We start from the raw sequence: 21,962 nt of genomic DNA on the forward strand, positions 1-21,962 counted from the left end.
TCACAGATTCAGTAGGTCGGCGGTCTGCTCGCCGAGGGCGGGTCCGAGGGTCATGCCGCGGCCGCCGGGCCCGGTGATCACCCAGACCCGTTCGGAAGCCTGGGCGCGGGTGACGATCGCGTTCGGATCGATCGACTGGCTGTACACACCGGCCCAGCGCCGGACCACCTGCGGCAGTTTGCGTCCCAGCAGTTCCTCGGCGACCTGGGTGAGGTGCTCGTAGGGCGCCTCATCCACGTCGAACGCGAAAGGCTCCGCATACTCATGCGTGTCACCGATGGTGAGGCCGCCGTGCAGGCGCTGCACGCACAGCAGCTGCATCTTGTGTTCGGCGGCGGTCGCGGCCTGGGACTGTTCGGCATTCAGGGCGTCCACTTCCGGCCCGGCGAAGCCCGGGTAATAGCGGAAGCTGTCGCCGTCGGCGATGGCGGTGGTCAGTGGCTCACCCAGCGGGGCGGTCTGCATCATCTGCAACCGCACCCGGCGCACCGGAATGGCGCCGACCAGTTCCCGGGTCAGGCCGGTGTGCGCGGCGCCCGGGCAATCCAGCACCAGGTCGGCCTCGAAGGTCCGCCCCTGGTCATCGAGAACCGTTGCAGTGGAACCGTTATCGGTGATCGACCGCGCTTCGGTGCTCGCATGGAAGGTGTAGCGGCCGGTGGCGGTCATATATGCGCGCAGAGCAGGCAGCGCCTGGCGCGACTCCACCGCGGCATCGGTCGAACAATACAGTCCGGCAAGGAATTTGCCGCGCAGCGCGGGGTTGATCGCCCGCACCCGGTCGGTGTCGAGCAGCTCGAAACCACGGGCTCGAGCGCTCGGCGACCCCGCGGCCGCTTCGGCGACGGCCAGTTCCTCGGGGGTGCGCACCAGCGTGATCGAGCCCGCCGCGCGGAACCCGACACCGGGCACCTTCCCGCCGATCTCTTCCCACAGCTCCCGCGACCGCAGCGTCAGGTCGAGTTCGGCGGCGGACCGCCCGGACACCCACACCAATCCGAAGTTGCGCACGGTGGCGCCCCGCGCCTCCGGCTCCCGTTCCAGCTGCACGACCTCGTGGCCGCGGCCGACCGCGGCGAGCGCGTGGGCGGTGCCGAGGATTCCACCTCCGATGATGACCAATCGCATGAGGACCATGGTGACCAATGGTCTAGACCAACGGGTGTTTCCTGTGCGAACGCTAGGTTAACAATTGGTATAGACCAATCACGGGTACGCTGGCGGCATGGAAGCAACCGAGATGACGGGTGCCGCATCAGCCGAAATGCCAGGTGGGAGTGAGGAATTGGCGCTCCCCGCGCGGCAGCTGAAGTCCTATGTGGTGCGAACCGAGCTGGAGCGCATCCTCGCCGAACTCGAGGAGGGCGATCCCGTCCCCTCCGAGCGAGATCTCGCCGTCCGCTTCGAGGTGGCCCGGGAGACGGTCCGGCAGGCGCTGCGCGACCTCCTGGTGGAGGGACGCATTAGGCGGCAGGGCCGCGGCACCGTGGTGTCCCGCCCGAAAATGGTGCAGCCCCTCTCCTTGCGGTCCTACACCGAGGGCGCGATCAGCCTCGGCCGCGTCCCGGGCCGCGTCGTGGTGAGCTTCGACGACATCCCCGCCGACGCCGACACCGCGCAAGCGCTCGGCCTCACCCCTGGCACCCCGGTCATGCATTTGGAACGCGTCCTGCTCGCCGACGGTGAACGCATCGGCTTGGAAAGCACCTACCTCCCGCGCGCCCGCTTCGCCGGCCTGCGCGCCGACTACGACCCCACCACCTCGCTCTACGCGGCCGTCCGCGCCACCGGTGTCGTTTACACCTCCGCCACCGAACGCATCGAAACCGTTCTCGCCTCCCCGCGCGAAGCCGCGCTGCTCGAATGCACCACCGCCCTACCCCTGTTGCTGCTGAACCGCCGCAGCCTCGACCAGGACGGCGCACCGATCGAACGTGTCCGCGCCCTCTACCGCGGCGACCGCATCTCGTTCGAGGCTCAGCTCAGCCGCTGAATCCGGACCGAAAAGCCGGTGCGGCGGGCCAGGGGATCGCCTAGCATCGCCAGGGTGTTCGAGGCCACCTGGCCTGGGGAAACGATGAAGGGGGTGGTGGCGCAGTGGCATCCACGGCGACCAAGTTGCTGAAGGAGATCGAAGCGCTGTCGGTACCTGCGCGGCGCCGCGCGGTCGCGACCTGCGCACTGCGCCTGCGGGGGACCGGGGAGCTCACGGGTCTGCTGGCCGAGTTGACCGAGCGCGGGCACTACGAACAGGTGCTCGCCATCCATCTGGCGGTGGTCGCGGGTGAGCGGGAATTCCTGCTGCGCCGCCTCGATTCGGAATCCCCGGAGTTGGCGGCTCGCGCGGTGAACGCACTGGTGCGCTCCGAAGTCGAGCTGGAAGCGCTGATCGATCGCCTACCTCGGATGTCGCATCGGACCCGCCGCGCGATGTACCGCGCCTTGGCCCGAGCCAAGGGCTCTTATGTGGCCGACCCACTGCTGCCCGAGATCCGGCGGCTCTACGGCGATGGCGAGGCCGCGCGAATCCTGCCGTATTGCTCCGACCTGACAGTCGCCAAGTATTTGCCAGAGCTCGCATACGCGGTGCCGGACTGGCCCGCCCTGGGCCGCAGGCACATCGGAATCGTGCTCGACTACGCCGAGGAACTCGCCACCGCCGCCACCGAATCCGAGTGGCAGGAGCTGTGGTCGCGGGTCGGCGCCTGTGCGCGGACCGCCGCCGAACACCAGCCCGGACGGCTACTCGCCTTGGCGGCGCGCGCGATCCGGCACACCACGGTCCATCAGCTCCAGCCCATCGGTGGCCGCCTGGCCCGCCACGACCTGGATGCCGTGGTCGCGCTCGTGTTGCACCCGTCCGGCCACGGCGCCGGTTTGTTCGGAAAGGCCCTGTGGCTCGCGTTGCGCGAGTTGCCCGATGAGCGTCTGATCGCCCTCTGTGCTGTCTACCCCCATTACCACCGTGCGAGTTTTCTCCGGGCGCTCGCGCCGTCCCGCCGGACCGCTGTCGTGCGCGCCGTCTTCGCCCGCCCGGGTGTCGATCCGGCCGCCTTCGACTCGACCCTGCTCGACCTGCTCCCCCGGCAGGAACGCGCCGAGCTCGCGCGGGAACTGCTCGGCCGGCCGGGCGGCTCCGAGGTGCAGGCGGTCCGCGACCGGCTCACCGCCCGATTGCCTTGGGACGAGGCACAACCCGTGCTGGCCGAAGCTATCCGCCGGCCCACCGCCGACGAACGCGCGTACGCCTATCCACTGCTGATCACCTCCGCCTTCGGTACCCGGGACCCAGCGGTCCTCGGCGCGCTCCTGGAACTACTGCGCCGGTTGCGCAATGAACAGGATCCCGTGCGCGCCCAGGCTTTACAGGCCCTCGCCGCGGTGCCCCCGACCCTGCTCCGCATCGAACACCTCCCCGCTCTGGAACAGCTGTGCGGTGACGCGCTGCAGGCGCGGGACCGCTCGTACGGCACCACGGCCACCGTCGGCGCGCTCGCCCGCCTGCTGTTGGTTCGCGCGGTCGGCCCGGCCGGCGACCAAGCTTTCGCCGATACCGCACTGCGCTCGATGGAACTGCTTGCCGCACATACCGTCCGGTTGCCTCTCTCGGGCCTGCACGAGAACCTCCCCCGCGGCGCCGAACAGCGCTTGTTCGAGGCGCTGCGGCGCCGGCTGGACAACGACACAGCTCGCGACGACTGGGTCCTCACCCTGGATCTCGCCTCGGGCCTGGACAAACGCGCCTGGAATGTCGCGGACCTGCAGCGTTTGGTGCTGCGTGCCTGCGAGGCCAGCGACGACGCCGTGGTGCGCCGGGCGGTCGACCTCACCTTGCGCAATCCGGCGACCCGAGACGATCGCCTGACGGCATTGCTGAAGCGGGACCGCTCCCTGATCACCCTGCCGCCGGTGCAGCGGTTGATCGGCGCACGCCGAACCGATCTGCTCGAATCGCTGCTCGGCGCGGCCACGCCGGGACGCTTCCTTTCCTCGAAAGTGCGCTTTGTGCCGACCTTTTCGGGTGGGTTCGGCGCCTGGACCGCGCACCAGGTCGAGCAGTACGCGCGACTGCTGAGCGCGCACGCCGACCACCGCAAGTCCTCGATGTGGGAGAAAGCCTGGGCGGTACGGCGATTGGGCCGCCTGCCGGACAGCTTCGAGCGCCTGGCCGGGTATGTCGAGCATCCCGAACTCACTGTGTCCGAAGCCGCGTTGACCGCGCTGGGGCGTAGCGCACAACCCGAGCGCGCACTCCCCCTGCTCGCCGGCCACGTCGACTCCGATCGGGCCCGCGTGGCGGTGAGCAGCATCTCGACCTGCGCGAAAGGCATTGCCCCCGACCGGCTCGCGGTCGCCGCGGCGCCCCTGTTGAACTCGCGCAAGATCACCGCCAACAAGGAGGGCGCGCGACTGCTGGCCGAGTTGCACGCCCCCGAGGCGATGGCCGCGCTCCAGGAGATCTGGCAGCGGCCGGGCCAGCATCGGGATGTGCGGCGCGCGGTGGTGTTCGCGTGCCGGTTCCTGCTGGATCGGGCCGTGGCCTGGGAGGTGCTGACCGAGGCCGCCACCGATCCCGGGGTGGCCGGGGAGATCCTGAATTTCGCGCCTCGTCTGCTGCCGATCGAGCAGCGTCGGCGCATGGCCAGTCTGATCCTGGAGATGGCGCGCAGCACCGATACCCAGCTCGCGTCCTTGGCGATCGCGGCGTTGCCGCAGTGGAGCCGGTGGAGTCCGCCCGAGACGACGGACGAGCTGGTGCGCCGCGTCTGCGACCTCAGCGAACTGGGTGTGTGGCGGGCGAGCGGGCAGACGCTGGTCAGTCTCGCCACTGTCACCGACGACCCCTCGGCCCTCCTGACCGCGGTGCGCCAGCTGCTGGCGGCGAGCGACTTCACGTTGCCCGGTCGTGACCTGCCCGCGCGACAACGCTTGTCCGCCTTGGTATCTCAGCTGTCCGGTGCGGCGCAGTGGTCGGCGGCCGGTCGGAACGCCGCAGTGGCCGTGGCGGCCGAGTTGGGTGCCGAACCGCTCTGGCGGCAGTCGGGCATCGACCTGTATCTAGCCGGAATTCGCTGGGATGAACCGGAATCCACGATCGAGTCGCTGCGCCGGGCAGGCGCGCTCGCCGACGGCGTGCTGGTCTGCCATCCGGCACGGCAACTGGAGCGCGCCCTACTTCCGGGGACGCTGCGAACGACTGCCGCCGCCACCATGCTCGATATCGCCCAAGCCCTGGCCGATAGCAGCGATCTGGCTACTGCCTATTCCGCAGTATCGCTGATCTCCATGTGCGGCAAACATTTCGGCTGGTCGCCGACCTGGACGGAATTGCTGCTTCGAATGCGCGCGCATAACAAGATCGATATTCGCGCGGCGGCTTCGGCGGAATTCATGGTTGCCGAATAGAAACCCGAATCAGCGGCGGGCGTGCCGCGCCAGTCGACCACGCGGCACGCCGGGCGGGGCGCCCCGTTGCGCCCGCCGTCAATGCCGGCGGCGTTTGCATCCTGGCGGAAACATTGGTCGGATGAATCCGTCAGGGACGCCGCCATATCCGGCAGTGACGCTATTGGAGCAGTGTCACTGTCCGGACGAAAGACGTGTCGTGCCGAGTCACTGTTCCGGCAATCGACGTCGGCCTCCGGCCACGTCGGTTACCAGATCAGTGTAGCCGTCAACAAGTTCTGCCAGGTGGTACCAATGTTTATGGGTATTGTCGCTGCGCGGCCCGGAGGCATCGATGGCCTTGTTGGCATCGACCCAGCTGCGCGCCATGCGATCGACCACCGCCCCGAGGCTTTCGGTGTGCAGTGACGCGCCATTGCGGTGCTGCGGCACCTCCGCCGCGACCCAATCATTGATGTCATCGACGAGTTCGGTTCGACGGCAATCGATTTCAGCGATAAGAAACGCATCGCGCACTTGACTGCGCCGTGCGTGCAGTTCCGCGAGTGCGTGCGCCGAGCGCAGCAACTCCCGATCCAGGAAGCGGCGCCCCTGGAATGCGCACAACAATTGCGGTGCCGTTGGCAACGCCCCCACCGTGGGGGCGCTCATGGCTTCACCCGAAAATTACCCGACACCAACGCTCTGTGTACCAACATGATTGGCTCTCGATTCGGTTATCCCGTGTCGCGGATTGGTAGTTCACAACTACGCTAGCCGAATCATGCTCTTACAGATGCAAGAACGCAAGAGTGCGTTCGCAAACCGCAGGTGCCATGACATCGGCTGTACAGCAACAACTTCGGCACGCTCATTAGATACGCTCAAGGACTCACCGGCCGCGTCTACTGCCCGCTATAGCAACCGTCCAGCATGATCCGAGAGGCTACGGCACCGCGATCAGCGACGCGGCACCGGGCTCGTGATCGAGAGGCGCATCCGTGGTCGGTGACGGACCCGAGCACGGATGCGCCGCGGAGGACGGACAGCAGCGCTGAGCCGTAGCTGAACGCGGCCAACCGCCCACCCGCGGCCCTCGGCACACCCGACTCCCACGCCGTGGACAGTTCCGGCGACGCAGGGCCGAGAGGTCATACGGCAGATCTCGCGACACTCGCTGCACAGCCCCGGAAATCAGCTAATTGCCAGCTACTCTCCATTCGGACATTCACGACACTCTCGTCCCGGAGGAGGCTTCTGGTGCGCATCCGGCTGCAACGCCTGGCCCTGGTGGGGCTCGTCACCGCCGCCACGCTGCTTCCCACTGCCACGACCACCGCGGTACCGGTCGCACCGGCCGCGGCCACCGACGCCGGGCTCGGCGCGAACTTCTGGTGGGGTGTGGCCGCGTCCGGGTTCCAATCCGAGGGCGCCGCACCCGACTCGAACTGGCTGCGCTATATCGGGGCAAATCCGGAGTGGGACCGCTATGCGGACTCCGTGGACTTCCGATCCCGCTACGCCCACGACATCCAGCTCGCCGCCGGACTGGGCTCGAAGGTGTTCCGCATCGGCATCGAATGGGCCCGGGTGCAGCCCACCCCGGACAAGTGGGACGAGAACGCATTCGTCTTCTACGACCAGGTGGTCAAGGCGATCGTCGACGCCGGCATGCACCCCATGCTGACCCTCGACCACTGGGTGTACCCCGGCTGGGTGCAGGACCAAGGGGGCTGGGGCAACCCCGGCATGGTCGAGCAGTGGCTGGCCAGCGCCCGTATGGTGGTCGATCGTTTCGCCAAGCGAAATCCGGTGTGGGTCACCATCAACGAGCCGGTCGCCTACATCACGCACGAGGCACGGCAGAACGACACCGACCCCGAACAGATGCTCAACCGGGTCGCCGACGCGCACAACGCCATCTACGACTACATCCATCGCGTGCAGCCCGACGCGATGGTCACCAGCAATGTCGGTTATGTCGCCGGCGCCGAGGCCGAGGTCAACGGTCCGCTCATGCAGCGCATCGCCGCCAAACTCGACTTCATCGGCATCGACTACTACTTCGGACACACACCACCCGGCTCCGTGGCCGCCGATCGCCCCCGCGGCATGTGGGAACTACCGATCAGCCCCGAGGGCATCTACTTCGCGCTGCAACACTATTCGCGCCTGTACCCGGGCAAGTCGCTGTGGATCGTGGAGAACGGCATGCCCACCGAGGACGGCAAACCCCGCGCCGACGGATACACCCGCTCCAACCATTTGAGCGACACCGTCTACTGGCTGCAACGCGCGAAAGCCGACGGCATGAAGGTCGTCGGCTACAACTACTGGTCGATCACCGACAACTATGAATGGAGCTCCTACACACCCCGTTTCGGGCTCTATACCGTCGATGTCCGCACCGACCCCGGCCTCGAGCGCCGCCCCACCGACGCGGTCGACACCTACCGCCGGATCATCGCCACCGGCGGGGTCCCCACCGGCTACGTCCCGGTGCGCGCACCCTCCGACTGCGCGCTGGTCGACCCGCCCGCCAGCTGCGACTCCCCCGTCAAGGTGCCGTAACCGGGTCGGCCGCAACCCGCTCGGACAAACTGACCACTTTTCCCGCGCAAATCTGCTGCACTGGGTGAGCTCTCACGTTTGCACTGGGAAAGGACTGTCTACATGGCGGGCAAGCGCACCGTCCTCACCGCGGGTTTGCGCCGCCTGGCCGCGCTGCTGTTCGAGATGCGCGAAGGTGTCGGGCTCAGCAAGGAAGAGGTCAGCGGCAAGACCGGGATCAATGTCACCACGCTGTATCGCATCGAGGCGGCCCAAGCCCGTCCACAGCGGCGCACCCTGATGACATTGCTCGATATGTACGGGGTGGAACAGGAACGACGTAAGTATGCCCTGGATTTGCTGACGGACGCGCAGAAACCAGGAATGTCGCGACCCTGGGAAGGCAACCTGACCGAGGTCTACGCCGCGTACATCAACTTCGAAGCCGAGGCGCTCTCGGCTCGGCACTACCAGACCTCGTATATCCCGGGCCTGCTGCAGACCCCGCAGTACGCCATGGCGGTCATCGACACCACCATGCCGAAGGTCGAGGCCTCCATCATGGAGAGCCGCGCCCAAGCCCGGATCGAACGCGCCCGCGTGCTCAGCAAGGACGACCCGCTGGAGCTGTGGGTCGTCCTCGACGAAGCCGCGATCCGGCGGGTGGTCGGCGGGCCGGAGGTCATGCACGGCCAGCTGGAGAAGCTGCTCCTGGAGGGCAAGCGGAAAAACGTTATCCTGCAGATACTTCCGTTCGACGCGGGCGCGCACCCGGGGATGGCGGGCTCGTTCACGCTGGTGGACTTCCCGAAGCCGGAGGACCCGGAGCTGGTGTACGTCGAAGGCATCGCGGGTGACGAACTCATCGAAGGTCACGCCGAGATCCGGCGCTTCGGCGTGATCTTCGATCAACTCCGGGCGATGGCCCTCAGCCCGCGCGACTCCTCGGCCCGCATCGAGAAGATTGCCGAAGGGATGCAGTAGGGCTGAAGATCACCGCTACGACACGAAAGTCCCTGACCTGCGAATAGTTTCGCTCAGAAACGGGTAGTCTCCTTTGTCCGGATGTCGTACAGAGGAGCACCCCTCATGGCCGATGTGACCGCTGAACCCGCTGCCCAAGAACAACCGTCGCTCAAACGGGTGATGGGGCCGTGGTTGCTCCTGCTCTTCGTCGTAGGCGACATCCTCGGCAGCGGCGTCTACTCGCTGACCGGCAAGGTCGCCGGCCATGTCGGCGGCGCGGTCTGGGTGCCGTTCGTGGTCGCGTTCCTGATCGCGCTGGTCACCGGACTCAGTTATCTGGAACTGGTCACCAAATATCCCCAGGCCGCCGGCGCCGCGCTGTACACGCACAAAGCGTTCGGCATCCACTTCCTCACCTTCATGGTCGCCTTCGCGGTCATGAGCTCCGGCATCACCTCGGCCGCCACCGCGGCCCGCGCCTTCGCCGCCAACTTCGCCGAGGCCTTCGACCTCGATCTCGGCACCGGAATCGGCGTCACGCTGGTGGCGCTCGCGTTCATGCTGCTGCTCGCCGCGGTCAACCTGCGCGGCGTCTCCGAGGGCGTCAAAATCAATGTGCTGCTCACCTGCGTGGAGTTGACCGGCCTGCTGATCGTCATCGGAATCGGCATGTGGGCCTTGGGTTTCGGCGACGGCGACTTCAGCCGCGTCACCGAGTTCGAGACCGGCGACCGCTCGGCGCTGGGCGGTGTCATCGTGGCGACCACCCTCGCCTTCTACGCGATGGTCGGTTTCGAGGACTCGGTGAACATGGCCGAGGAATGCAAACAGCCCTCGCGCATCTTCCCGAAGGTGCTGCTGACCGGGTTGCTGATCACCGTCCTGGTCTATGTGCTGGTCTCGATCACCGCCGTCGCGCTGGTTCCGGTCGAGGACCTCGCCAAGGGGGATACGCCGCTGCTGCAAGTGGTCGAGGTCGGCGCGCCCGGGTTCCCGACGCACATCTTCGCCGTCATCTCCATGTTCGCGGTCGCCAATACGGCACTGATCAACATGCTGATGGCCAGCCGGCTGCTCTACGGCCTGGCCAAGCAGCGGGTCATCCCGCGGCAGCTCGGCAATGTCAACCACTCCCGCCGCACCCCGCACATCGCGATCCTGTTCACCACCGTGCTCGCACTCGGCCTCATCTTCTTCGTCAGCAAGGTCGCCGAGCTGGGCGGTACCACCGCGCTGCTGCTGCTCGCGGTGTTCACCGTGGTGAACATCGCGGTGCTGGTACTGCGCCGAGATCCGGTGGAGCACGACCATTTCCGCACGCCCACGGTGCTGCCGATCGTCGGCGCGCTCACCTGCGGGTTCCTGGTGACCCCCTACACCGACCGCAATCCGGACCAGTACGCCATCGCCGGCGTCCTGCTCGCCATCGGCGTCGGGCTGTGGCTGGTCAACTATCTCGCGCTGCGCTTCTCCGGGTCCGAGCCGCCGTCGAACAAACCGCAGGCGGACATCACCCCGGCTCCGGAGCTGTAGAACCGGCGCCCGAATTGCGGGGAATCCGAACCCATTAGGCGAATCGCGGACGTAACGGTCACGGACGTGACGCGGGGGCGTACGGGTGGGTAATGTGGGCCGCGATGACCAGCATGGAAGCCCGCTTCGGTGACGCTACCCGGACAGTGCCACTACCTAATCCGTGGAGCCTCAACGCGTACCTCGCCGATGTCGCCGCGTACCGCGGGCGCTCCATTTCGCTGCGTCCGGTTTCGGCGGAGATGCTGGCCGAAAAGGGCTGCCGGGGAAAGGGTTTGTGGGTAGCCCGCAAACACGACGACATCATCGTCTACGACGGCGCCGCCACCGACCGCAACGCCGACCACATCATCCTGCACGAGATCGGGCACATGCTGCTCGGGCACGGCAAGGGTGAGTCCGACCCGGCCGCCACGCTGCCACCCAGCCTGGCCGCGCTGCTCCCGTCGCTGTCGGTGCAGCATGTGCTGGGCCGCAACGAATTCGGCGTCGACCGCGAGCAGGAAGCGGAGGTGTTCGCCGATATGACGATGGTGTACGCGACGCTTCCGCGTCGGCGCGGGCGGGGGTTACGCCTGTTCGGACGCCGCTAGTGACTGCTTGCAGGTCGCTCGAAAGGGTCCGCAGGTAGCCAATAGCCGCGGGCGGGGGGTCGGCGTGTACCGGCGCAGAGCCCGTCCACCAAATCCTGGTAGGTGTCGGCCATTTCGCCGACGCGTACCCAGGTGTCGTAGAACACCGGATCCGGCGCTTGGGACAGCGGGATCGCCTGCGAGGTCAATTCGGCCAGCCGGTCCACCACCTGCCCGACGGATTCGCAGTGCACGTAGCCGTTGTCCAGCGGTACCGGCGTGACGAGCGTGACCCACCGGTCGATGGCCCGCACCAACTGGGTGCGCCGCCGATCGACTTTCGCCATCTCGCAAGCCGGTGTGCGTTCCCGAATGACATGCAGCTGTGTGAGTTCGCCCGCTGCGTCCAGCATCGGATGGTCTTCGTGGGGCAGCCCGCGGCAAGCTGCCAGCAGCAGCTCCTTGCCGGGCACCATCCAGTTGTCATTCGCATCCGTCATCGCATCGGCCTCCCACCGACCACCAGGTTCTGACTAGACCCTCTCTGACCAACGCCGGGAATGGAAGCTGACATCTCCATGGTCCCCCGATTGTCCGCACACCACGCCGAGTTCGCCGAAATACCCGGCCACAGGCGGTTTTACGGACCGGCGGTGATCGGTGGCAACCCCTCAGCATCGAGATAGTCCGCGCCGCCGACATAGACCGTATGGCCGGATTCCGCTGTGCCAGTGGTCGCTTCGGCCACCGCGACCGCGAACTCCCCGATGGTCGGCAGCTCGCCGTGATCCTTACGCGCCGCGACGGCGTCGGGGTCGCGCCGTTCCAGCAGCAGCACGATGGTGGTGCCGTCGATCATGTCGCCGGAGACGACGCGCAACTCGATGCTGCACCCCCCACCGTCATCCCGGCGAACGCCGGGATCCATGCTGCGCACCGAGATCGCGCGACGGCTTTCTGTCAGTGCCCTCGAGCATCATCTCGGGCATGGCCCCGAAACGACCGTGCGTGTACATGCTCGCCAGCCAACGCCGCGGAACGTTATACGTCGGCGTGACAAGCGATCTCATGTCGCGGATCTGGCAGCACAAGAGCGACCTGTTGGCCGGATTTACACAGCAATATCAGGTCCATGACCTCGTCTGGTATGAGTGGCACGACTCGATGGAGTCCGCGATCCGCAGAGAAAAGCGGCTGAAAGACTGGCGGCGAGCATGGAAGATCGACCTGATCGAGCAACAGAATCCCCAGTGGAGCGACCTCTATACGTTGCTGACGTGAATTCCAGAAGGCCCACTATGGATCCCGGCGTTCGCCGGGATGACGGCGGTGGCCGCAGTGCAAGTGGAGCGAAACCGCCTCGGGGGCATGACGATCCAGCCCATGCGCCGATGCTGGCTGCCATGGAGTTGCTCGGGCAGCGCTGGAATCTGCGTGTGCTGTGGGAACTGGAACCGGGGAAACTCGGGTTCCTCGAACTCCGGCGCCGGATGGGGCAGTGTTCGTCCAGCATGCTGTCCACCCGGCTGAACCATTTGCAATCCGCCGGGCTGATCGCGAAGAACGCTGACAAGACCTATGAACTGACCCCTGCGGGCGAGGAACTCGGCACCGCGCTGGCGTCGGTTTGGTCCTGGTCAGAGCGCTGGTCCACGCAACTCGGCGAGGCGCATCCCGGCGACCACTGACCGGAACCAATTCGGTGGTACGCGAACGCACCCCGGGGCGTCCGCCTATGCTGTCGGCCGTGGTCGAACCTACGCCGTCTGTCGCCCTGCACCCCGATATCGCACCGCTCGCGCCACTGCTCGGCACCTGGCGCGGCGCCGGACACGGGGAGTATCCGACCATCGAGTCGTTCGACTATCTGGAGGAGATCCGGTTCGGCCACCTCGGCCGGCCGTTCCTCACCTACCGCCAGCGCACCCGCGCCGCCGACGGCAGCCGGCCCATGCATGCCGAAACCGGCTATCTGCGCTGCCCGCGGCCGGACCAGCTGGAGCTCATCCTGGCCCACCCCACCGGCATCACCGAGATCTGTGAGGGCGGGCTCACCGTCGCCGACGGGGAACTGCACATGGAGTTCGACTCCACCAGCATCGGCCGCTCCAGCACCGCGAAAGCCGTGACAGCACTGGGCCGTTCACTGCGCGTCTCCGGCGACACCATCGACTACACACTGCGGATGGCCGCGGTCGGCGAGCCGCTGCAGCATCACCTCGCGGCGACCCTGCGCCGCGATCCCGCGGCCTGAAACAAGTTTCGCCGCCCCAGCACGGCCGGGACGGCGAAACCTAAGGGTGAATGCGGTGCTAGCGCGGCTTGTTCTTGGTGAACGCGTCGCGGATCAGGATCCCGAACAGCAGCGCGGCGAACCCGATCAGGAACATGTAGCCGACATTGCCGGAGCCGGACGAGCTGCCCTGCACGCCGGCGAACAGCATGCCGAGCAGGATCAGCGCGACGACCAGGCCCGCGATGCGGAAGGTGCGGGGCGATTCGCCGCTCCAACCCCAGGCGGCCGAGGGGACCTCGGCGGTGTCGACGTGGGTGACGATCCGGCGCTCGGTAGTGGTGGGTTCGAGTTCCGTGGCGGCCACGATCGCTCCTCAGCTGGTTCGGGTACCTCGCGGGTACACATCGATTGGGGCTATTGCCCGTTATCGTGACATACGACGGTGCGTCGTTGGAAGTCGGCCGGGCCAGTGGCGCCGGTCTCGAGTAAGCCACAATGAGGGTCGTGTCCGACATCGTGAGAGTCCTGCTGCTCGGCAGCACCGGATCCATTGGTACCCAAGCCCTCGAGGTGATCGCCGCCAACCCCGACAAGTTCGAAGTTGCCGGGCTGGCCGCGCGCGGCGGGAACACCGCGCTGCTGGCCGAACAGATGGCGGCCACGGGCACCCGCAATGTGGCGGTCGCCGATCCCGCGGCCGCGCAGGAACTCGACCTCGAACTCGGCGGTCCCGGCGCGGTGACCGAACTGGTCCGGCGCACCGAAGCCGATGTCGTGCTCAACGCGCTCGTCGGGTCGCTCGGCCTCGAACCCACCCTGGCCACCCTCGAATCGGGCACGCGCCTGGCGCTGGCCAACAAGGAATCTCTCGTCGCGGGCGGTTCGCTGGTGACGCGCGCCGCCGCGCCGGGCCAGATCGTCCCGGTCGATTCGGAGCATTCGGCGCTGGCCCAATGCCTGCGCGGTGGCCGCGCCGAGGAGGTCGACCGGCTGGTGCTCACCGCCTCGGGCGGTCCGTTCCGCGGCTGGACCGCCGAGATGCTGGAATCGGTGAATCCGGCCGAGGCCAAAGCACATCCGACCTGGTCCATGGGCCTGATGAACACGCTCAACTCGGCGTCGCTGGTCAACAAGGGCCTGGAACTGATCGAAACGCATCTGCTGTTCGGCGTCCCCTACGACCGCATCGATGTCACCGTGCACCCGCAGTCGATCGTGCATTCCATGGTCACCTTCGTCGACGGTTCGACGCTGGCGCAGGCCAGCCCGCCGGATATGAAGCTGCCCATCGCACTCGCGCTCGGCTGGCCCGACCGCGTCCCGGGTGCGGCTGCGGCCTGCGATTTCAGCACTGCTTCGACCTGGACCTTCGAACCGGTCGACAGCACAGTGTTCCCGGCGATCGACCTGGCCCGGCAGGCCGGCGAAGCGGGCGGCAGCGTTACCGCGGTTTACAACGCGGCCAACGAGATCGCGGTGCAGGCCTTCCTGGACGGCCACATCCGTTTCCCCGACATCGTCCGCACCGTCCAGCGCGCGGTCGACGCCGCAGCCCGGTGGCAGGCCGAACCGGAAACTCTGGCCGAGGTGCTCGCCGCCGACAGTTGGGCGCGCGACTTCGCAAGGGTCCTTGTCACGCGCCGGTAATCCTGGCCACAGCGTCATCCCGACGCGCGCTCCGAACCGAGCCTGGCAGACTGTTGCGTGAGCGTTTGCGGGGGTGCGGTTACTGTGGTCGGGCGTGGTCCGGCTTTCCTGGGCCGTTGTCATCGAGGTCTGCGTCACGCAGGAGGGCTGTCAAACACATGGTGTTCGCGTTGGGATTCGCGCTGTTCGCCCTCGGCATCACGATTTCGGTGGCGCTGCACGAGTGCGGGCACATGTGGGCCGCCCAGGCCACCGGCATGAAGGTCCGCCGCTATTTCGTCGGCTTCGGCCCGAAGGTCTTCTCCTTCCAGCGCGGTGAGACCGAGTACGGCCTGAAAGCGTTGCCGCTGGGCGGTTTCTGCGATATCGCGGGCATGACGGCACTGGACGAGCTGGCCCCCGAGGACCTCGATCGCGCCATGTACCGGCAGGCCACCTGGAAGCGGCTGCTGGTGATGTCCGGCGGTATCGCGATGAACTTCCTGCTCGGATTCCTGTTGATCGTGGTGCTCGCGATCGGCTGGGGCCTGCCCCGTTTCGATCAGCCGCCGGAGACCGCGCTCGGCAACATGGGCTGTGTCGCGAACATGAATCCCGACCTGACCTTGCAGCAGTGCACCGGCCCGGGCCCGGCCCAGCAGGCCGGACTGCAGCGTGGTGACGTGGTCAAGGCCGTCAACGGCGTCCCGGTGACGACGTGGAAGCAGTTCCAGGCCGAAACCCAGAAGCAGACCCAGCCCTTCACCTACACCGTCGACCGCGACGGCCAGACGCTCACGGTTCCGGTCACACCGCAGCGCACCCTGCGCTACGCCGAGGAAGGCCAGCCCGGCAAAGAGGTCAGCGCCGTCGGTGTCGGCCCGGACTTCTACGAGCCGGTGCAGTACGGCGCGCTGTCCGCGATCCCCGCCTCGGTCGTCTTCACCGGCGACATGTTCGTGCGCACCTTCCAGTCCCTGATGCAGATGCCGGCCAAGGTGTCGGCGCTGGTGACCGCCGTCACCGGCGGCCCGCGCGACCCGGAGGCCCCGGTCAGCGTCTACGGCGCCAGCCGGATCGGTGGCGAGACCGCCGAACGCGGGCTGTGGAGCGTCTTCATCCTGATGCTGGCGAGCCTGAACTTCTTCCTCGGCGCGTTCAACATCCTGCCGCTGCTGCCGCTGGACGGCGGCCACATCGCGGTGGTGCTCTACGAGAAGATCCGCAACACCCTGCGACGCTGGAAGGGCCTGGCGCCCGGAGCGCCCGTGGATTATCTGAAACTGCTACCCCTGACCTATGTCGCGGTGGTGATAGGCGGCGCGTACATGCTGCTCACCCTCGCCGCCGACATCGTGAATCCGGTGAAGCTCTTCCCCTGAGCCGGTACCCTCGCCACTGGTTGTCTCCACCGTCATGTCACCGTCGTCACACAGCCCCGCCACGCCTGCCCGACTAAGCTCGGGAGGCGAACGGCCCGCACGTAAACGCAGGAAAGTAGGCAGCCGAAAGTGACCAGCACAATCGGATTGGGCATGCCGACCGCACCGGTCGCCGTTCTCGCGCCCCGACGCAAGACTCGTCAGTTGATGGTCGGCAGTGTCGGTGTCGGCAGCGATTACCCGATCGCGGTGCAGTCGATGACCACCACCAAAACCCACGACGTCAACGCCACGCTGCAGCAGATCGCCGAACTCACCACCTCCGGCTGCGACATCGTGCGCGTCGCATGCCCGCGGCAGGAGGATGCCGACGCGCTGGCGACGATCGCCCGCAAGTCGCAGATCCCGGTGATCGCCGATATCCACTTCCAGCCCAAGTACATTTTCGCCGCGATCGAAGCCGGTTGCGCCGCGGTCCGCGTGAATCCCGGCAACATCAAGGAATTCGACGGCCGCGTCAAGGAAGTCGCCAAAGAAGCTGGAGCGGCGGGTATTCCGATCCGCATCGGCGTCAATGCCGGTTCGCTGGACAAGCGGATGATGGAGAAGTACGGCAAGGCCACCCCGGAAGCGCTGGTCGAGTCGGCGCTGTGGGAAGCCTCGCTGTTCGAGGAGCACGGCTTCGGCGACATCAAGATCTCGGTCAAGCACAACGACCCGGTGATCATGGTCGAGGCCTACCGGCAGCTGGCCGCGCAGTGCGATTACCCGCTGCATCTGGGCGTGACCGAGGCCGGTCCGGCCTTCCAGGGCACGATCAAGTCGGCGGTCGCCTTCGGTGCGCTGCTCAGCGAGGGCATCGGTGACACCATCCGGGTGTCGCTGTCGGCCCCGCCCGCCGAGGAGATCAAGGTCGGCGATCAGATCCTGCAGTCGCTGAACCTGCGCCCCCGCAAGCTGGAGATCGTGTCCTGCCCGTCCTGTGGCCGCGCCCAGGTCGATGTGTACACCCTGGCCAACGCGGTGTCCGCCGGGCTGGAAGGCCTGGAAGTGCCGTTGCGGGTGGCCGTCATGGGCTGCGTCGTGAACGGCCCGGGCGAGGCCCGCGAGGCCGATCTGGGTGTGGCCTCCGGCAACGGCAAGGGTCAGATCTTCGTCAAGGGCGAGGTCATCAAGACCGTGCCCGAGCACCTCATCGTCGAGACGCTGATCGAAGAGGCCATGCGTATCGCCGAGGGCATGGAAGGTGTCCCCTCCGGCGAACCCAGTGTGACGATCAGCTAAGTCACGTTTTTACATAGCCGTACCAGATGAGCCTGTCACGTGGCAGGCTGTCGATTGTGCGGAGTCTGCTGGAGCCGGCGCGTCGGGCGAGATACCTGCCCGCGCGTCAGCTCGCGAACCGTGACCTGGCTCAGGTCCTGCGCGTGCTCGATGCCGATCCGGTGGCCTCGTGCATGGTCGCCGCACGACTCCAGGAATTCGGCATCGACACCCGCGCCGGGCAGGGTGAGCTGTGGAGTCGCGGCGCACCCGCGGAGTCACTGTGCTTCTCCGGCGCCAATCTGGTGCCGTTGCGCGGCGATCACGACGCGCTGCGCGCCTTCGCCGACCGGGCGGCCCGCTGGCCGCGCATCGCCTCCTCGGTGGTCGGCAGTCAGGAACTCGCACTGCCGCTGTGGGAGATGCTGACCGTGCGCTGGGGCCCGGAACGCGAGCTGCGCGGCGAACAACCGCTGCTCGCACTGGGTCAGCCGCCGCTGGCCACCCCTGACCCGCTGGTCCGCCGAGCCCGGATGGACGAATTGGAACGCTACCTCGAAGCGGCGATCGCCATGTTCATCGAGGAGGTCGGCGTCGACCCCCGCGCCGGTGACGGCGGCCGCGGCTACCGCCGCCGGATCCAGAGCCTGATCGAATCCGGCCGGGCCTGGGCGCGTTTCGAGGACGGCGAAGTGGTATTCAAGGCCGAGGTGGGCTCGCTGTCGCGGCGCACCGGGCAGATCCAGGGCGTGTGGGTGCGCCCGGATCGCCGCGGTCACGGGATCGGCACCGCGGGCACCGCCACCATCGCCAATGCCGTGGTGGCCTCGGGCCGCACCGCGAGTCTGTACGTGAACGACTACAACACCATCGCGCGGCGGGCCTACGGGCGCATCGGATTCCGGCAGATCGCCACCTTCGCCACGGTGTTGCTCGACTGACCTACAAGCGGTTTACGGTGCGCCACCTTCGTTTGCTGAATCAGAGCGCTACCATTCGTGCCGATGTCATCGACACGTCTTCTGATCCTGCCCGCGATCGTGGCGATCGCCGTGGCCGCCGCCGGCTGCTCGACGAACCCGCAGGGACCGGTCGCAGCGGCCGACGCCTTCGTCACCGCGTTCGCCCAGCGTGACCTCACCCGCGCGGCAAAGATCACCAGCGCGCCCGAGAAAGCGGCCGCCGCAATGGATTCGGCCTGGACCCAGCTACAGGCCGAGGAGCTCACCGCGCACACCGGCGCGGTCCGGATCAACGGCGACGCCGGGACCGTCGACTACACCTACCGCTGGCGCCTGCCCAAGAACCTCACCTGGACCTACACGGGTCAGCTGCACATGGGCCGCAGCGAAGGCAGATGGCGGGTGCGCTGGACCGCCTCCGATATCCATCCGAAGCTCGGCGACACCCAGACCATGCAGTGGCGCTACAACCCCGCTCCGCGCGCCCGGGTCAACGAGCAGTCCGGAACCGATGTACTGGTGCCGGGCAAGGTTTCCCGGATCACCTTCACCGCCGCCGAGGCCCCCGATCCGGGCTGGGTGTCGATCGTGCTGTCCTCGGCGCTGCGCCGCTTCGACTCCAAGCTGACCGCCGAGGCGATCCGGGACGCGGCGCTGGACACCGAGGGACCCTATCCGGTCGCGGAACTCAGCGAGACCGAATACGACACGGTGCGAAGCGATCTCGCCGCACTGCCCGGCGTCCACGTGACCGAGCAGTGGGATCTGCTGCCCACCGACCGCTGGTTCGCCCCGGACCTGATGACACAGATCCGCAAGACCGTCATCGCGGAGGTGGACGGCAAGGCGGGCTGGAGCGTGGTCACCCGCAACGCCAACGGCTTGGAGAACGACGTGCTCACCGAGGTGCCGGCGCAGCCCGCGCCGTCGTTCGCGCTGAGCATCGACCGCAATGTGCAGAGCTCCGCCCAGCGCGCGGTGGACGCCCGCACCGAGCAGGCCATGATGGTGGTGTTGCAGCCGTCCACCGGCGCGATTCTCGCGGTGGCGCAGAACCCGGCAGCCGACCGGGACGGGCCGGTCGCGACCATCGGGGCCTATCCGCCCGGTTCGGTGTTCAAGACCGTCACCGCCGCGGCGGCCATAGCCACCGGCACCGCCACACCCGACACCGTGCTGCCCTGTCCGAGCCGAATCACCATCGGTGAGCGCATGATTCCCAACTACAACCTGTTCAGCATCGGCGACGCCCCGATGAGCGCCGCCTACGAGCGGTCCTGCAATACCGCGTTCGCGAAGCTGGCCAGCACGTTGCCCGCCGACGCGCTGCACGTCGCGGCCTCGAAACTCGGCGTGGGCCCGGACTATACGGTGCTGGGGATTCCGACGATCACCGGAAGCGTGCCGCCCGCAGCGGGTTTGGTGCAGCGCACCGAGGACGGCATCGGGCAGGGCCGGGTGCTGGTGAGCCCGTTCGGGATGGCTTTGATGGCGGCGACCATCGCGCGGGGTTCGGTGCCGGTGCCCTATCTGATCGCCGGGCGGGAGACCGCCGTCGAAGACGCGCCGCCACCGATCGAGCCGAAGGTCGTGCAGGGGTTGCGGGCCATGATGCGCAAGGTGGTCACGGGCGGCACCGCGGAACGGATCGCCGATCAGGGCGAGGTCTACGGGAAGACCGGGGAGGCCGAGGCGGGCGGTGGGTCGCACTCGTGGTTCGTCGGGTTCCGCGGGGATATGGCGTTCGCGACGCTGCTGGTGCAGGGCGGGAGTTCGGACAACGCGGTCGCGGTCACCCGGGACATGCTCGCCGCATTGCCAACCGGATATTAGTCAGCGGTAGAGCAGGCCCCAGGCGTCCGGGAGGGGGTTGTCGGCCTGCTCGGTGTGCGACATCTCGACGCGGCTGTTCGGTGCCTCCAAGATCAAGGGCAGCGGTCCACCGTCTTCACCACCACCGAGCACTTGGACGGCGATGGTGCCACCGGCGATTAAGCCGGCGGTCGCGAGCAGGGTGGTGTACCGCTTCATGATCGGTCTCCCTTGATTCGGAAGTCGGGAAGAAGAGTCCGGAGTGCCCGCGCGAAGGCAGCTTGCACGAAGATTGCCAGACGTTTGCTGTCGCTGCCAAGACCTGTGCCCGATCCGTGACCGCGCTATGGCCAAGCCGATGCTCATGGTTCGGCAGATACCCCACACCGGGGCGGCGAAACGAGGTGCGGCGCCGGTCTCAGTTCCGCGAGCCGTAAATGTCCCACTGGGGCGCGACCGGGCGCTCGGCGCGCAGCTCGAAACGCAGCGTGGTGGAACCGACCCGGATGACGTCGCCGTCGGACAGTGGCGTGTCCGACCCGATCGGCGCGCCATTGACGTACACGCCGTTGGCGGAATCGCGATCGCGGATGAACACGCCGTCTTCGCGGTGCAGGATGCGGGCGTGTTTGCGGCTGACCCGGTTGTCGTCGAGGACCACGTCGTTGTCGGGCGCCCGGCCGATGCGCAGACCGAGCGGCGGTATCAGCACCGGATCGTTCTCGCCGACCCGCAGCCAGGCCCGGCGGCGGATCTCGGGCGCCTCCCGGGTCGTCGCGCCCGGGCGCGGCGCGTCGGTGTGCATTTGCTGCTGGCCGCGGACGGCTTCCTCCAGCGCGACCGTGCGGGGATCGGGGTCGATGCCCTGTTCGTCGGCGAGGTTGCGGCGGATTCGCAGGCAGGCGGCGAGTGCGTCGGCTTGGCGGCCGGCCCGGTACAACGCGGTGATCAGTAGCCGCCACAGCCGCTCGTTCACCGGGTGCTCGGCAGTGAGTGCGGTGAGTTCGCCGATCACCGCCCCGGCCCGTCCGCACCCGATATCGGCCTCGAGCCGATCGGCGAGCGCGTTCAGCCGGCGTTCGGCCATATCGGTGGCGAAGTTGCCCGCGAACCGCAATTCGTGCAGTCCGGCGACCGGCTCGCCGCTCCACTGCGCCAGAGCGGCGGCGAAATGTCTTGCGGCCGTTGCGGAATCACCTGCCGCGGCGGCCATCGCGCCCTGCGTGCGGGCCAGTTCGAAGCGCCCGACATCGCATTCCGCGTCGCGGATCTCCAGCAGATAACCGTCGGAGACGGTGCGCAGTACCGCTCGATCGTCCACACCGGCCCCGCGCAGCACCGTGCGCAGGTTCGAGATGTAGGCGTACAGCCCGTCGACCGAGCGGGCCGACTGACCTTCCTCCCAGATTGCCTGCACCAGAGCGGTTTTCGGCACCGCTCGGCGCCGGTTGATGGCCAGGATGGCGAGCAGCGCCCGCAATTTCACGCCGGGTACCGGGACCTCGGTACCGCCGAACAGCAGCCGCACCGGCCCGAGTACCCGGACGTCCAGCACCGTCCCATCGTGGATGGTCGACTCCATCGGAGCTCCCTCCCAACCCGCGCTACCGTGGCCGATCCGCCCAGCGCAGGGCGAGTCTGTCTCGCGGCCTGCCCTTTCCGCGAGTGCGTCCAG

21 protein-coding genes are annotated in these 21,962 nt (G+C 67.5%); 14 read left to right on the top strand and 7 right to left on the bottom strand.

Features of this window, described 5'->3' with window-relative positions; all coding sequences use genetic code 11:
• A complete protein-coding gene (locus tag IBX22_RS07030; protein ID WP_194814520.1) occupies positions 1 to 1,128 on the bottom strand; it encodes a TIGR03364 family FAD-dependent oxidoreductase in 1,128 nt (375 codons plus the stop codon).
• Positions 1,129 to 1,264: 136 nt separating this feature from the next.
• On the opposite strand from IBX22_RS07030, the gene IBX22_RS07035 reads away from it, so the two are divergent.
• Positions 1,265 to 1,993 (top strand): GntR family transcriptional regulator, encoded by a 729-nt coding sequence (locus tag IBX22_RS07035; RefSeq protein ID WP_228538598.1) that lies wholly within the window; start codon positions 1,265 to 1,267, stop codon positions 1,991 to 1,993.
• 104 nt (positions 1,994 to 2,097) lie between these two features.
• Positions 2,098 to 5,406 carry a hypothetical protein gene (locus tag IBX22_RS07040; protein WP_194814522.1) on the top strand — a complete coding sequence of 1,103 codons (3,309 nt, stop codon included), beginning with the start codon at positions 2,098 to 2,100 and terminating at the stop codon, positions 5,404 to 5,406.
• Positions 5,407 to 5,613: 207 nt separating this feature from the next.
• Here IBX22_RS07040 and IBX22_RS07045 read toward each other — a convergent pair whose 3' ends face one another.
• Positions 5,614 to 5,973, bottom strand: coding sequence for a DUF4254 domain-containing protein (locus IBX22_RS07045; RefSeq protein ID WP_194815638.1), 360 nt, complete (start codon positions 5,971 to 5,973; stop codon positions 5,614 to 5,616).
• 672 nt (positions 5,974 to 6,645) lie between these two features.
• Here IBX22_RS07045 and IBX22_RS07050 point away from each other — a divergent pair.
• The 4 genes from IBX22_RS07050 to IBX22_RS07065 all read left to right on the top strand — a co-directional run bounded on the left by IBX22_RS07050 (position 6,646) and on the right by IBX22_RS07065 (position 11,027).
• Positions 6,646 to 7,956: a family 1 glycosylhydrolase gene (locus IBX22_RS07050; protein ID WP_309234467.1), complete on the top strand. Its 1,311-nt coding sequence runs from the start codon at positions 6,646 to 6,648 to the stop codon at positions 7,954 to 7,956.
• A gap of 102 nt (positions 7,957 to 8,058) precedes the next feature.
• Positions 8,059 to 8,919 (top strand): helix-turn-helix transcriptional regulator, encoded by an 861-nt coding sequence (locus tag IBX22_RS07055; protein WP_194814523.1) that lies wholly within the window; start codon positions 8,059 to 8,061, stop codon positions 8,917 to 8,919.
• 105 nt (positions 8,920 to 9,024) lie between these two features.
• Positions 9,025 to 10,434 (top strand): APC family permease, encoded by a 1,410-nt coding sequence (locus IBX22_RS07060; RefSeq protein WP_194814524.1) that lies wholly within the window; start codon positions 9,025 to 9,027, stop codon positions 10,432 to 10,434.
• Positions 10,435 to 10,538: 104 nt separating this feature from the next.
• Positions 10,539 to 11,027, top strand: a complete 489-nt coding sequence (locus IBX22_RS07065) for a hypothetical protein (protein ID WP_194814525.1) — start codon at positions 10,539 to 10,541, stop codon at positions 11,025 to 11,027.
• Here IBX22_RS07065 and IBX22_RS07070 read toward each other — a convergent pair.
• Both IBX22_RS07070 and IBX22_RS07075 read right to left on the bottom strand, forming a co-directional pair.
• Complete coding sequence (locus tag IBX22_RS07070) at positions 11,024 to 11,506, bottom strand: hypothetical protein (RefSeq protein WP_194814526.1); 483 nt, start codon at positions 11,504 to 11,506, stop codon at positions 11,024 to 11,026. The two genes, IBX22_RS07065 and IBX22_RS07070, sit on opposite strands and share 4 nt — an antisense overlap.
• Positions 11,507 to 11,646: 140 nt before the next feature.
• Positions 11,647 to 11,934, bottom strand: coding sequence for a hypothetical protein (locus IBX22_RS07075; protein WP_194814527.1), 288 nt, complete (start codon positions 11,932 to 11,934; stop codon positions 11,647 to 11,649).
• Positions 11,935 to 12,020: 86 nt separating this feature from the next.
• Here IBX22_RS07075 and IBX22_RS07080 point away from each other — a divergent pair, with 86 nt between their 5' ends.
• The 3 genes from IBX22_RS07080 (at position 12,021) to IBX22_RS07090 (ending at position 13,260) form a co-directional block, all read left to right on the top strand.
• Positions 12,021 to 12,287, top strand: coding sequence for a GIY-YIG nuclease family protein (locus tag IBX22_RS07080; protein WP_228538235.1), 267 nt, complete (start codon positions 12,021 to 12,023; stop codon positions 12,285 to 12,287).
• A gap of 122 nt (positions 12,288 to 12,409) precedes the next feature.
• Positions 12,410 to 12,694: a helix-turn-helix domain-containing protein gene (locus tag IBX22_RS07085; protein ID WP_228538236.1), complete on the top strand. Its 285-nt coding sequence runs from the start codon at positions 12,410 to 12,412 to the stop codon at positions 12,692 to 12,694.
• Between the two features lie 47 nt (positions 12,695 to 12,741).
• The gene (locus tag IBX22_RS07090) at positions 12,742 to 13,260 is read left to right on the top strand and encodes a peroxynitrite isomerase (protein WP_194814530.1); all 519 of its coding nucleotides are present in this window, start codon (positions 12,742 to 12,744) and stop codon (positions 13,258 to 13,260) included.
• Positions 13,261 to 13,318: 58 nt separating this feature from the next.
• On the opposite strand, the gene IBX22_RS07095 is transcribed toward IBX22_RS07090, so the two are convergent.
• On the bottom strand, positions 13,319 to 13,606 hold the full coding sequence (locus IBX22_RS07095; RefSeq protein WP_194814531.1) for a DUF2631 domain-containing protein: 288 nt from the start codon (positions 13,604 to 13,606) through the stop codon (positions 13,319 to 13,321).
• Between the two features lie 140 nt (positions 13,607 to 13,746).
• On the opposite strand from IBX22_RS07095, the gene dxr reads away from it, so the two are divergent.
• The 5 genes from dxr to IBX22_RS07120 all read left to right on the top strand — a co-directional run bounded on the left by dxr (position 13,747) and on the right by IBX22_RS07120 (position 20,308).
• Positions 13,747 to 14,889: a 1-deoxy-D-xylulose-5-phosphate reductoisomerase gene (gene dxr / locus IBX22_RS07100; protein WP_309234468.1), complete on the top strand. Its 1,143-nt coding sequence runs from the start codon at positions 13,747 to 13,749 to the stop codon at positions 14,887 to 14,889.
• A 158-nt stretch (positions 14,890 to 15,047) separates the two neighbouring features.
• Positions 15,048 to 16,250 (top strand): RIP metalloprotease, encoded by a 1,203-nt coding sequence (locus IBX22_RS07105; protein WP_194814533.1) that lies wholly within the window; start codon positions 15,048 to 15,050, stop codon positions 16,248 to 16,250.
• A gap of 129 nt (positions 16,251 to 16,379) precedes the next feature.
• On the top strand, positions 16,380 to 17,534 hold the full coding sequence (gene ispG / locus IBX22_RS07110; protein ID WP_194814534.1) for a flavodoxin-dependent (E)-4-hydroxy-3-methylbut-2-enyl-diphosphate synthase: 1,155 nt from the start codon (positions 16,380 to 16,382) through the stop codon (positions 17,532 to 17,534).
• 56 nt (positions 17,535 to 17,590) lie between these two features.
• Entirely contained in the window at positions 17,591 to 18,454 is an 864-nt protein-coding gene (locus tag IBX22_RS07115; protein ID WP_309234469.1) for a GNAT family N-acetyltransferase, read from the top strand.
• A gap of 63 nt (positions 18,455 to 18,517) precedes the next feature.
• Positions 18,518 to 20,308 (top strand): penicillin-binding transpeptidase domain-containing protein, encoded by a 1,791-nt coding sequence (locus tag IBX22_RS07120; RefSeq protein WP_194814536.1) that lies wholly within the window; start codon positions 18,518 to 18,520, stop codon positions 20,306 to 20,308.
• Here the strand turns inward: IBX22_RS07120 and IBX22_RS07125 are convergent, their stop codons facing one another.
• Positions 20,309 to 20,506, bottom strand: coding sequence for a hypothetical protein (locus tag IBX22_RS07125; RefSeq protein WP_194814537.1), 198 nt, complete (start codon positions 20,504 to 20,506; stop codon positions 20,309 to 20,311).
• A 199-nt stretch (positions 20,507 to 20,705) separates the two neighbouring features.
• Positions 20,706 to 21,869 (bottom strand): BTAD domain-containing putative transcriptional regulator, encoded by a 1,164-nt coding sequence (locus IBX22_RS07130; protein WP_194814538.1) that lies wholly within the window; start codon positions 21,867 to 21,869, stop codon positions 20,706 to 20,708.
• Between the last annotated feature and the right edge of the window lie 93 nt (positions 21,870 to 21,962).

It is taken from the genome of Nocardia sp. XZ_19_385 (assembly GCF_015355755.1).
Taxonomy (GTDB): Bacteria; Actinomycetota; Actinomycetes; order Mycobacteriales; family Mycobacteriaceae; genus Nocardia.